This window comes from Lelliottia sp. (assembly GCF_045627565.1).
Taxonomy (GTDB): Bacteria; Pseudomonadota; Gammaproteobacteria; order Enterobacterales; family Enterobacteriaceae; genus Enterobacter.
In genome coordinates this window covers 301,830-313,902 of sequence record NZ_JAZQNX010000008.1, presented here as the reverse complement: position 1 = coordinate 313,902, position 12,073 = coordinate 301,830, and the positions used below count along the sequence as shown (strand labels likewise).

Here is a 12,073-nt window from a genome sequence, read left to right as displayed (position 1 = left end):
TATACGGCAGTGAACCGAAACGCCGAAGAGGTTGTCATCCGCCGGATTTTCTAAGCTGCCTATACGGCAGTGAACTGAAATTGAACGGCGGCAGCGGGGTGCCATCTTTTCTAAGCTGCCTATACGGCAGTGAACGTGAACTTTTACACCGGCGAACAGTTGCCGGCTTTCTAAGCTGCCTATACGGCAGTGAACGAATATGCCGCTAATTATTGTCAGTTTAACCGTTTCTAAGCTGCCTATACGGCAGTGAACTGATCTGACGTCTGACGCGCTTGAGTTGCCGCATTTCTAAGCTGCCTATACGGCAGTGAACTGTAGGCTGGTATCGGGAAGATGGTGCGCTGTTTTCTAAGCTGCCTATACGGCAGTGAACAGCAGGTCTTGCTCACGCTGGCCCCGCGTGAGTTTCTAAGCTGCCTATACGGCAGTGAACGACTGCAAGTGTCTGCATCGGGCGTGCCGGATCTTTCTAAGCTGCCTATACGGCAGTGAACTGGAGCGGAGCGTGGACATCTTATTGTTCCAAAAGAAAATAATCAACTTTTGGCGTTTTAACCCTTTTTTCTGCAATCTTTTATGGCTGATTAAAATCAATAGGTTACGGAGGCATCAAAAAATAGGGTCATGATAAACGCGCCGGGAAATGGCTCCCGGCGGAGAGCGTACAAAATTAGCAATGATTGATGTTAATGGATTTTTCCTGAGCTGATGCCGCAAGATCATCTGCCAAAGCGTGGGCAATATCATGCAGCAAGCCGGTCAGATGCGGGAGCATATCCCGGTCAAAATGCGAGATCAGCAGCACATGGTTTAAGGCACGACAATAGTTGCACTGTGTCTCTGTATCCTCCAGAAGCCAAACGCCTGGCTGAGGCAGCGACTGCTTATTAGAAAACTCAACGATGCGGAAGTCAGCCATCGATTTATCTGACTCAGTCTGGAAAACATCCAGATATGCCGTAAGACAGCGGCTAACGGGTGTGTTTGCGGGAGCGATTTACAGTCGAGCAGAATTTCAGTGAGCAATTTGCAGCGCTCGGCAAGCGTTGCAAGATCGGGAGTAAGGCTAAGTTCGCTATAAAGCTGAGTAAAATTGTTTTCTGTATTCATTGGGTCATTCCTTCACACACATTGAATTTACCACTGCAGGAAACGCCAGATTCGCTGGTGGCGAGCGAAAAGGAATTGGCGTACCAGTGTGTGTGCTACTGGCGCTTCAAAAGAAGCTTCCGATTCGCCCGCCAGATGCAGAAGTATACCCTTTCCTTAGGGCGAACGAAGCCTGCAGCATTACTGCTGCTCACACACTTTCAGGACGCCAATCCCGACACCTGATTTTGCAGGTGCGCCGCCATTTTATTACTGTGATTTATCCAGCAATCATAAGAGTGAAATTCTGGAAAGCGCCTCGCAAAATTATAGCGTTGCCTGATGCCCTCTCCCACGAGCTGAGGGTTCCCAAGTAATTTATTATTCCAAAGCGACGCAAATTCTTCCTTTTAACGAGAGACTTACCGCGATGTCATGGTCCGGCTGAAAATCGCCGAAGCGGTTCCGTCAGGCCGGGGCGACGCACAGGGATGCGCGGCGAGGGCATAGCCTGCAGGGATGCAGGCTGGTGCCCGACCCGATAGCCTGGAGGAATAAGCTGAGGGTACCGCGTAGCGGCGAGTTTCTTGCCGGGAGCCCGGGTCGCCAGGGGGGTGGCGGTGCCCCCCTCCCGGCACGTTCACCGGTGATGTGATGAAAGAGTAGCAGGTGACATAAAGTGAACGGAATGACCACCTCAGCCGTATGTTCCCCTCACCCCAGCCCTCTCCCCAAAGAGGAGAGGGAGAAAATCAGGCACAAAAAAGCCGGGTTATAAAACCCGGCTTTTAAACTAATACAACTCAGTGAGCCGCTTCCGGCTTGTGCTTCGCCGCACTCTGGAAGTCATACGTCAGTTCGCCCTTCGCCTGATCCAGCGCCACAGTCACCTGCCCGCCGTCCACTAAAGAACCAAACAGCAGCTCGTTAGCCAGCGGTTTTTTCAGGTTATCCTGAATGGCTCGCGCCATTGGACGCGCACCCATCGCACGGTCGTAGCCTTTCTCGGCCAGCCAGTTGCGGGCCTCCTGGCTCACTTCCAGCGATACGCCTTTCTGATCAAGCTGAACCTGCAATTCGACAATGAACTTGTCCACAACCTGGTGAATCACCTCGGTAGACAAGTGATCGAACCAGATAATGTTATCCAGACGGTTACGGAATTCCGGCGTAAAGATCTTCTTGATCTCTTCCATCGCATCGGTGCTGTTATCCTGGTGGATCAGGCCGATTGATTTACGCTCGGTTTCACGCACACCGGCGTTGGTGGTCATCACCAGCACCACGTTGCGGAAGTCCGCTTTGCGCCCGTTGTTATCGGTCAGCGTGCCGTTGTCCATCACCTGCAGCAGGATATTGAACACATCCGGGTGCGCTTTCTCGATTTCATCGAGCAGCAGAACCGCGTGTGGATGTTTGATCACCGCATCGGTAAGCAAACCGCCCTGATCAAAGCCCACGTATCCCGGAGGCGCGCCGATCAAACGGCTAACGGTGTGGCGCTCCATATACTCGGACATATCGAAACGCAGCAGTTCAATGCCGAGCGCTTTGGAAAGCTGAACCGTCACCTCGGTTTTCCCCACACCGGTCGGACCGGCGAACAGGAAGGAACCAACGGGTTTATGTTCGTGGCCCAGTCCCGCACGCGCCATTTTGATGGCTTCGGTTAGGGCTTCGATCGCTTTATCCTGTCCGAAGACCAGCATTTTCAGGCGATTGCCGAGGGTACGCAGCGTGTCGCGATCGCTCTGAGAAACGCTCTTCTCAGGGATACGCGCGATACGCGCCACCACGGATTCAATGTCCGCTACGTTGACGGTTTTCTTGCGTTTGCTGACCGGCATCAAACGCGCGCGCGCGCCCGCTTCGTCGATCACATCAATCGCTTTATCCGGCAGATGACGGTCATTGATATATTTCACCGCCAGCTCCACCGCCGCACGCACCGCTTTCGCGGTATAACGCACATCGTGGTGCGTTTCGTACTTCGGTTTCAGGCCGTTGATGATCTGCACCGTTTCTTCAACGGACGGTTCAGTAATATCAATTTTCTGGAAGCGACGCGCTAATGCACGGTCTTTCTCGAAAATGTTGCTGAATTCCTGGTACGTCGTCGAGCCCATCACGCGGATCTTACCGCTCGATAGCAGCGGTTTAATCAGGTTAGCCGCATCCACCTGGCCGCCAGACGCCGCGCCCGCACCGATAATGGTATGGATTTCATCGATAAACAGGATGCTGCTGGTGTCTTGTTCCAGCTGTTTCAGCAAGGCTTTGAAACGTTTTTCGAAATCACCGCGATATTTCGTACCCGCCAGCAGTGAACCGATATCCAGCGAATAGATAGTGCAATCTGACATGATTTCCGGAACGTCGCCCTGCACGATACGCCAGGCGAGCCCTTCGGCAATCGCGGTTTTACCCACACCCGATTCACCCACCAGCAGCGGGTTGTTTTTGCGGCGACGGCACAGCACCTGAATCGCGCGTTCCAGCTCTTTGTCGCGGCCTATCAGCGGATCGATTCCGCCAACGCGAGCAAGCTGATTAAGGTTGGTGGTGAAGTTTTCCATACGATCCTCCCCGCCTGCTTGCTCTTCAGGATTGCTCGCCTGACTGCTGGAATCTGACGCCTGATTCGGCTCGTCTTTTCGCGTTCCGTGAGAGATAAAGTTGACCACGTCGAGTCGGCTGACTTCGTGTTTGCGCAGCAGATACGCCGCTTGCGACTCCTGCTCACTGAAGATGGCGACCAGCACGTTTGCGCCGGTCACTTCGTTACGACCAGAGGACTGGACGTGGAACACCGCGCGCTGCAATACGCGCTGGAAGCTGAGCGTCGGCTGAGTGTCGCGCTCCTCTTCACTGACGGGCAGCACAGGTGTCGTTTGTTCGATGAAGGCTTCGAGTTCCTGACGTAACGCCACCAGATCCACAGAACACGCTTCAAGCGCTTCACGGGCAGATGGGTTGCTGAGCAGTGCCAGAAGCAGGTGCTCGACGGTCATAAACTCATGTCGGTGCTCACGCGCTCTGGCGAAAGCCATGTTTAAACTGAGTTCCAGTTCTTGATTGAGCATAGGCACCTCCCCCAATTTTATGCCTTTTCAGGCTTTTTCCAGCGTACACAGCAACGGATGCTCATTCTCCCTGGCATATTCGTTCACCATCGCCACTTTGGTTTCGGCCACTTCGGCGGTAAAAATGCCGCAGATGGCTTTGCCACGATAGTGAACGGTAAGCATCAGTTGCGTTGCACGTTCTACATCATAAGAAAAGAACTTTTGTAGCACGTCAATAACAAATTCCATCGGCGTGTAATCATCGTTCATTAACATAACTTTATACATAGATGGCGGTTTTAGCGCGTCGCGCACTTTATCTTCCGCCAGCTGGTCAAAATCCAGCCAGTCGTTCTTCTTACTCATTGTCAGTCGTCATCATCGGTTACGGTTTCCGGCAGAACATTTCGCTGACAGGAGTCGGTACATACTCTGAATCTACCTCAGATATCAGATAACAAACATCTATTAATGCCATCCGCGATATCTGTCACATTCCCGTCATTAGCGTTAACTGCTTCAAAAATTTGGTTGATTATTGTCCCAACTCCAGCGCCTGACACTTGACGCAATGGTTGGTTTATCTAAATTGTACAGGCGTGAGTTGGCGAGGTTTTGAACAGCCCCCACTCCACCACCGGTTCATTCCATCTTACTTAATAAGATATACGAAGGATGTCGAAGCATGGAAATGGGTACTGTTAAGTGGTTCAACAACGCCAAAGGGTTCGGGTTTATCTGCCCTGAAGGCGGCGGCGAAGATATCTTCGCTCACTATTCCACCATTCAGATGGATGGTTACAGAACGCTAAAAGCCGGGCAGTCGGTTCGGTTTGATGTTCACCTGGGGCCAAAAGGCAATCATGCCAGCGTCATTGTGCCCATCGAAGCAGAAGCCGTTGCATAGCCCTCTGATTCATTGTGTACATCCTCCAGTCAAAATGCCAGCCCGATCGGCTGGCATTTTTATTTCCGCTACTCGCGTGCCAGCGCATCTACCGGGTCGAGCCGCGCCGCATTGCGCGCCGGGAGCCAGCCAAACAAAACGCCCGTCGCGGTTGAACATAAAAATGCCGTCAGTAGCGCAAACGGTGAGAACCCAATTTCCCAGCCGGGTAAAAACAGTTGCAGCGTGAAGGCAATCAGCATCGACAACGCAATTCCCAGCGCACCGCCCACCAGACACACCAGCACCGCTTCAATCAAAAACTGCTGCAGCACATCGCTTGCCCGCGCGCCGACGGCCATACGAATGCCGATCTCACGCGTACGTTCCGTCACGGACACCAGCATGATATTCATCACGCCAATTCCCCCCACCACGAGCGAGATAACCGCCACAAGCGTCAGGAACATCTGAAGAGTACGTGTGGTCTTTTCAGCCGTTTTCAAGACCCCGTCCATGTTCCAGGTGAAGAAATCTTTCTTGCCGTGGCGCAGCGTAAGCAGACGCTCAATCTGTTGCTCAGCCTGGGTGCTGTCGTATCCCTCTTTCACCCGGACGGTGATGGAGTTCAGCCACGACTGGCCCATAATGCGCCCAGAAATCGTGGTGTACGGCAGCCAGACGCGCAAAATTTTACTGCTACCAAACATCGACTGCTTTTCTTCTGCCACGCCAATCACCGTTGCAGGCATGTTGCCCACCAGGATCACTTCACCCACTACGCTGGATTTGGTGGGAAACAGCTGTTTACGCGAGTTTGCATCCAGCACGACCACCTGCGCTCTGCCTGCGAGCTGCTCTGCGTTGAAGGTTGCCCCTTCACTGAACGTCATGCCATAAACGTTGAAATAGTCGCCGCTGACGCCGTTCGCACTGGCTGCGACGTCAATATTCCCGTAGCGCAGGCGCAAATTTTGCGAAACGGCCGGTGTCGCCGAGTTCACCCACGGCTGCTTCTGAATGGCCGCCAGATCGTCATACTTCAGCGCCTGCTGATTCTGCGGCTCATCGTCACCAAAATCTTTACCAGGGTAAATATCTATGGTGTTCGTGCCAATCGCGCGAATATCCGCCAGCACCAACTGTTTAGCGGCATCACCCACCACCACAATCGACACCACCGACGCGATGCCGATAATAATCCCGAGCATGGTGAGCAGCGTACGCATTTTGTTCGCCGCCATCGCCAGCCAGGCCATGGTTAACGCCTCGCGAAAACCGCTGACAAACTGCCCCCATCCCGTCGGCGGCGGGAGCACCTCTTTGTGTACGCCCGCGTGGTTTTTTTTGGCCGGTGGATTGCTCACCAGTTCGCCGTCATGGATCTCGATGATCCGCTCTGCCTGCGCGGCGACCTGCGGATCGTGGGTCACAATAATCACCGTGTGCCCCTGATCGCGCAGCTGATGCAGGATCGCCATGACCTCTTCACCGGAATGACTGTCGAGCGCGCCGGTCGGTTCATCGGCCAGAATCACCTGTCCGCCGTTCATCAACGCACGGGCGATACTCACGCGCTGCTGCTGACCGCCGGACAGCTGCGAAGGTTGATAATCAACGCGCTCCGCCAGCCCCAGGCGGGTTAACAGCGCCTGCGCCCGTTCGAGTCGTTTTTTGCGCTCAACGCCGGCATAAACCGCGGGGACTTCAACGTTTTGCGCTGCCGTGAGATGCGAGAGCAAATGATAGCGCTGGAAAATAAATCCAAAATGCTCGCGCCGCAGTCGTGCCAGCGCATCGCTGTCGAGAGTGGAAATATCAGTTCCCGCCACGCGATATGTGCCGCTGGTCGGTTTATCCAGACAGCCCAGAATGTTCATCAGCGTGGATTTACCGGAACCTGACGCGCCGACAATAGCGACCATCTCGCCAGGCTCGACCTGAAGCGTAATCCCCTTCAACACTTCCACCGCGCCATCCCCGGAAGGATAGCTCCGGCGAATATTATTCAGCTCCAGCAACGCCGTCATTTAGCGGCTCCAGGCTGACTTTCGCCGATGACGACTTCCTCGCCCTCTTCCAGGCCTTTGACTATCACCACGTCAGTATCATTGCGCTCGCCAATTTCAACCTCACGCTCGCGGGTTTCGCCGTTACGCAGCACTTTGACTTTATAACGATTCGCGCCCGCCGGTTCACCCAGCGCCGCCAGCGGCACGGTCAGAACGTCTTTCACGCCGGTGAGTTGAATATGGACCTGCGCAGTCATCTCCAGACGCAGTACGCCTTTTGGATTGGGCACTTCAAAACGGGCGTGATAGAAAATAGCGTCGTTGACTTTTTCCGGCGTCGGCAGGATGTCTTTCAGCACCCCTTCGTAACGCGTCAGCGGATCGCCCAGCACCGTAAACCACGCCTTTTGGCCCGGTTTGAGATGGATAACGTCAGCTTCCGAAACCTGGGCTTTGACCAGCATCGTGCCCATATCCGCGAGTGTCAGAATGTTCGGTGCTTGCTGCGCGGCGATCACCGTTTGACCCTGAAGCGTGGTGATTTGCGTCACTTCGCCCGCCATTGGGGCCACGATACGGGTGTATTCGAGATTCGCTTTGGCCGTATCGAGCGACGCCTGATTACGTTTGATTTGCGCATCAATCGTGCCAATCTGTGCCTGTTTGACCGCCAGCTCAGTGGCTGCGGTATCCAGATCCTGGCGGGAAACCGCCTGCGTTTTAGCCAGCGCCTGCTGGCGACCGAGCGTAACCTGCGCGAGTTTACGTTCCGCTTCGGCCTGACCCCGCTGAGCGCGCAGCTCCATGAGCGTGGCTTCTACTTCGCGAATTTGGTTTTCTGCCTGCTCAGGATCGATAACCCCCAAAAGCTGGCCTTTTTTCACTTTGTCACCAATCTCGACTGAGAGCGTTTTTAACTGACCACTCACCTGCGCACCGACATCAACTTTGCGCAGCGCGTCCAGCTTTCCGGTTGCCAGCACGTTTTGCTGCAGCTCACCAGGTCGGACAATCAGCGTTTGGTATTGCGGCACAGGCGCGTTGAGAACCTGCCAAAGCCAGAAACCGCCGACGAATACCACCACTGCCAGCAGAAGATAGAGCTTCCTGCGTTTTCCCTTAAGGTTCATAAATATTCCAAATAAATGTTCTGGCAATCATAACCGTTGATTCTATCTAAACTGTTCGTCAACGAAACCCCTGTTTTTTGTCTCGTGAAACCTTTGTTGAAGCGTTGTTGATTATAGGCCTGCTGAAATACAGATCTTTTCCTGAAGCCGGTAATCATCATGTCTTCCATCGTCGATACACCTTATTCACAGCAGCCTCAGCCAAAATCGGGCTGGCAGCTTTTCAAAAGCCTCGCCTCTGGTGAATTTACGCCTGGCCTCGCCTGGCAAAACCCGTCGTATCGACGCAAATTCATGTTACGTTCACTGGCAACACCATTCAGTACCACACGCCTGCTGGTAAGCCTGGCAAAACAACCACGCCTGATGCAAATGATGCAGGTCCAGCCTGGGTTGCCGTGCCGTTTACATCGCCCGTGGCTGTCTGTGAACATGAATCGTCAGAAAACCCTCGACGCACTGGCCTGGCATTATCAGACAATGAATTCAGTTCTTCCCGCCGCGTTGATGAATGGGTATTTATCCAAACAGGGTGTGACGTTACTGACTCTGACGGGAAAAGACGAGCAACAGTTTACCATTCGCCTTTGCGCCGATGCGTTCCTTGATAAAGAGGGCGAAGCGACGCTGGCGTTTTGCGATCGGGAAAACACCGTTCTGGCCGAGATGACCTTTACGCTTTGCCAGTTTGAGGGGAAATCGACGCTGTTTATAGGTGGCATGCAGGGCGCCAAAGCCTTTGTGCCGCATGAAATGATTCAAGGTGCAACCAAAGCCTGCCACGGCCTGTTCCCGAAACGTCTGCTGGTGGAAGCCGCCATGACCCTGGGCGCAGCCTTCCCGGTTGAGCAAATTTTGGCGGTCAGTAACGCTACGCATATTTATCGCAGCTGGCGTTATCGCAAGAAAAAAGAAGGCAAACTGCTGGCGGATTACGACAGCTTCTGGCGCTCCATCGGTGGCGAACAGCATCCAACCGGCAATTTCTCGCTCTCGCTCGCAATGCCCCGCAAGCCTATGGAAGATATCGCGAGCAAGAAACGCGCCGAGTACCGTCGTCGCTATGAGCTTCTGGACAGCCTGATCGATCAGGTCAATCAGGCCGCACGCAGCTAATCCGCTTTCCCGCGTGCCAGCCACAGCACGCGGGAAAACATTTTCCGCAGCAGCGTGGGCACGGACTCAACGCCCCTTCTTCCTGCCTCCGCCGCAACTTCAATCGCCAGATCGGGTTTTGACGAGCGATGAATCGCCTTCGTGATCACCCTCCGCATGTTCATCGGCACATTGAGCGGAATCATCGCCACCCGGTGAAAAACGTCATCAAAACCCTGACGATACATAAAGTGTTCCATGTCCATCGCCGGTAATGCCGTGAGATGTACGCGCTCCTCTTCCCCGTTATTACTCAGCACACCGCGTACGGTACTGGCATACTTTTTCCCGGCTTCATCACCATCCACCAGCACGTGCCATTCGATGCCCATACGGCTCGCAAACTTGAGCAGCGGTTTTAGCCCCGACTGGGCGAATTCAATAACTTTGATGCCTTCTGCATCGAAATGATGCCCACACTGGCGCGCCAGTTCGTTGATCACCCAGGTTTCAGTTTCTCCTTCAACCAGGAGCCAGCAGCGAGCAAACAACGACGACGCGCGATTGAAACGGATATGAAATGCAATGCGGCGACCATCTTCGGCGCTCAGGCCGCCAGGGCCGAGGCGGAACGCCGTGACGCGGGAGGACTCACGCACCAGCCGACAGACATGCTCGACGGGCGTTAATGAAAGCAGTTCACCGGAATTGGTGGTGGTGATGCGCTGGAGCGGCAGTAAATTGAGCAGATGCCACGCTACCGAGAGCATGATTGGATGCAGCCGCGTTTCGGGATCTTCGACGAGCAGCAGCGGACGGGCATCTTTGTCGAGCTGAACGTTGCCTTTCGCCTGCAACAGCGTGGAGAACAATCCCAGCAGGATGACGCGATGCGTGCGCCCGCCGGGTTTATCGATCATCCGGTTGATAATATCCAGATAGCGCCAGCTGCGCTGTTCGTCATGCGAACGGCGGCGCATCAGGCGGATATGCGTTTGCGATGTTCCCTGCTCAGAAAAATAGTGCTCCAGCAGTTGCACCATCGCTGACAGCCCCTGACGAATCTGCCCGTCAGTCAGATTTTGCGGACGCGCCACCAGCTCGCGCGCCAGAAAATCCAGCTCCCGGGCCGTCACTTCGACTTCAGGCAAATGAGGCACCGTACCGTTACGGATGCGGCGCATAAAACGTGCATCCCGCAGACGTAATACCGGCATCAGGCGCACCAGATGGCGAGCCTGTTCGTCGATATTTTCAAGCTCAATTTGATGACCTTTAGCATCCATAAACCCGCGCAGCGTCAGTACGGTGTCGTCTTGCGCCAGTTCACCTTCCAGACGATAAAAAATGCGCTGGTAATTGTCGTCACACGGCACCCAGCACGGGGAAAGCGGTCGGTAGCGCCGAACGCGATGGCGACCGGGTTCAAGTTCGCGAAAGGTCAGAATGATATGCAGATGACGTTCTCGCCCCTGAATATCGCCGGGCGGGAACCAGAAATCTTCCCGAACAAAGCTGTACAGTTCCGATTCGGGCGCAAGCAATAAGGTTAATGCATCCAAAAGACTGGATTTACCCCAGGCGTTTTCACCGATCAGAACGTTGTTCTGTTCCAGCATGAGCGACAAACGATTAATGCCGCGAAACCCGACAATCTCCACACGCTCGAGAAGCATATATCCCCCGCGAATCAGCCACTTTTTCCTTTAAGTTATCAGGAGTATAGCGCCCAGCGGCCAGACAGAACACTCTGGCGTCGGTTTGTTAATTGTCCCATTGACTTAAAATCAGAATTTGCTCGCAAGCTTTCGTTTGAAATAGGCCCAATCGCGAAAGATACTACGCGTCCAGAATTGGGCTACGCTTTATTTTTGTCCAATTCCAATAATGATTAACATCACATTGCCTTAAATCAAATTAACAGAATTTATTTAAGTGGCGAGACCAGGTTATTGCTTTTTAAAATATCGGCTCTTTGAGTCGTCATCCCTTTAGGCGATATACAGCCCTACGCAGAACAGCGTGTGGCATTTAACGAGGTGGTTATGTTTAGAAAATTAGCGGCGGAATGCTTTGGTACATTCTGGTTGGTATTTGGTGGCTGCGGTAGCGCAGTGCTTGCAGCAGCATTTCCGGAATTAGGAATTGGTTTTGCAGGTGTGGCCTTAGCCTTTGGTTTAACAGTTTTAACCATGGCATTTGCAGTCGGTCATATTTCTGGTGGTCACTTTAACCCTGCCGTGACATTAGGTCTGTGGGCTGGCGGTCGTTTCCCGGCGAAAGAAGTGATTGGCTATATTATTGCCCAGGTTGTCGGCGGCATTATTGCGGCGGCGGTTCTGTATGTTGTCGCCAGCGGTAAAGCGGGCTTTGATGCGGCAGCGAGCGGTTTTGCCTCAAACGGTTATGGCGAACACTCCCCAGGCGGCTTCTCAATGCTATCAGCGATTGTGACTGAAATTGTGCTGACCGCAGGTTTCTTGCTGGTGATTCATGGCGCGACAGACAAAAATGCGCCAGCGGGTTTTGCGCCGATTGCTATCGGCCTGGCGTTAACCCTGATTCACCTGATCAGCATTCCGGTGACCAATACGTCGGTTAACCCGGCACGCAGTACCGCCGTCGCTATCTTCCAGGGTGGCTGGGCGCTTGAGCAGCTGTGGCTGTTCTGGGTGATGCCAATCATCGGCGGTATTTTGGGTGGCGTGCTGTACCGCACCCTGCTTGAAAAGCGTAGCTAATTCCGTTCTCTACTCTGCCGGGCGGCCATTTCGCCACCCGGCATTTATTTTG

The 12,073-nt window shown here is 53.8% G+C and carries 9 protein-coding genes and 1 CRISPR repeat array (1 of these 10 running past the window's edge); of the genes, 3 read left to right on the top strand and 6 right to left on the bottom strand.

All coding sequences use genetic code 11. The annotated features are described in order from the left end of the window. A CRISPR array of direct repeats spans positions 1–497; the repeat unit is 28 nt; unit sequence TTTCTAAGCTGCCTATACGGCAGTGAAC (it extends 976 nt beyond the left edge of the window). 176 nt (positions 498–673) lie between these two features. The 3 genes from ACKI5T_RS06320 to clpS all read right to left on the bottom strand — a co-directional run bounded on the left by ACKI5T_RS06320 (position 674) and on the right by clpS (position 4,523). Next, positions 674–922: a hypothetical protein gene (locus tag ACKI5T_RS06320; protein ID WP_407436403.1), complete on the bottom strand. Its 249-nt coding sequence runs from the start codon at positions 920–922 to the stop codon at positions 674–676. Positions 923–1,895: 973 nt separating this feature from the next. Next, entirely contained in the window at positions 1,896–4,175 is a 2,280-nt protein-coding gene (gene clpA / locus ACKI5T_RS06315) for an ATP-dependent Clp protease ATP-binding subunit ClpA (RefSeq protein WP_407436401.1), read from the bottom strand. Positions 4,176–4,202: 27 nt separating this feature from the next. Beyond that, entirely contained in the window at positions 4,203–4,523 is a 321-nt protein-coding gene (gene clpS, locus ACKI5T_RS06310; protein ID WP_012016798.1) for an ATP-dependent Clp protease adapter ClpS, read from the bottom strand. Positions 4,524–4,842: 319 nt separating this feature from the next. On the opposite strand from clpS, the gene cspD reads away from it, so the two are divergent. Beyond that, positions 4,843–5,064 (top strand): cold shock-like protein CspD, encoded by a 222-nt coding sequence (gene cspD, locus ACKI5T_RS06305; RefSeq protein ID WP_059178475.1) that lies wholly within the window; start codon positions 4,843–4,845, stop codon positions 5,062–5,064. Between the two features lie 68 nt (positions 5,065–5,132). Here the strand turns inward: cspD and macB are convergent, their stop codons facing one another. Together macB and macA are read right to left on the bottom strand one after the other, a co-directional pair. Next, positions 5,133–7,073 (bottom strand): macrolide ABC transporter ATP-binding protein/permease MacB, encoded by a 1,941-nt coding sequence (gene macB, locus ACKI5T_RS06300; RefSeq protein WP_012016796.1) that lies wholly within the window; start codon positions 7,071–7,073, stop codon positions 5,133–5,135. Then, on the bottom strand, positions 7,070–8,185 hold the full coding sequence (macA, locus tag ACKI5T_RS06295) for a macrolide transporter subunit MacA (RefSeq protein ID WP_407436398.1): 1,116 nt from the start codon (positions 8,183–8,185) through the stop codon (positions 7,070–7,072). The genes macB and macA overlap by 4 nt, the downstream gene beginning before the upstream one ends. A gap of 159 nt (positions 8,186–8,344) precedes the next feature. Here macA and ACKI5T_RS06290 point away from each other — a divergent pair, with 159 nt between their 5' ends. Continuing rightward, entirely contained in the window at positions 8,345–9,301 is a 957-nt protein-coding gene (locus tag ACKI5T_RS06290; RefSeq protein WP_407436396.1) for a VirK/YbjX family protein, read from the top strand. Here ACKI5T_RS06290 and ACKI5T_RS06285 read toward each other — a convergent pair. Next, positions 9,298–10,956 carry an ATP-dependent endonuclease gene (locus ACKI5T_RS06285; RefSeq protein WP_407436394.1) on the bottom strand — a complete coding sequence of 553 codons (1,659 nt, stop codon included), beginning with the start codon at positions 10,954–10,956 and terminating at the stop codon, positions 9,298–9,300. The genes ACKI5T_RS06290 and ACKI5T_RS06285 overlap by 4 nt on opposite strands. 369 nt (positions 10,957–11,325) lie before the next feature. On the opposite strand from ACKI5T_RS06285, the gene aqpZ reads away from it, so the two are divergent. Then, a complete protein-coding gene (gene aqpZ, locus ACKI5T_RS06280; RefSeq protein WP_407436392.1) occupies positions 11,326–12,021 on the top strand; it encodes an aquaporin Z in 696 nt (231 codons plus the stop codon). Positions 12,022–12,073 lie beyond the last annotated feature (52 nt).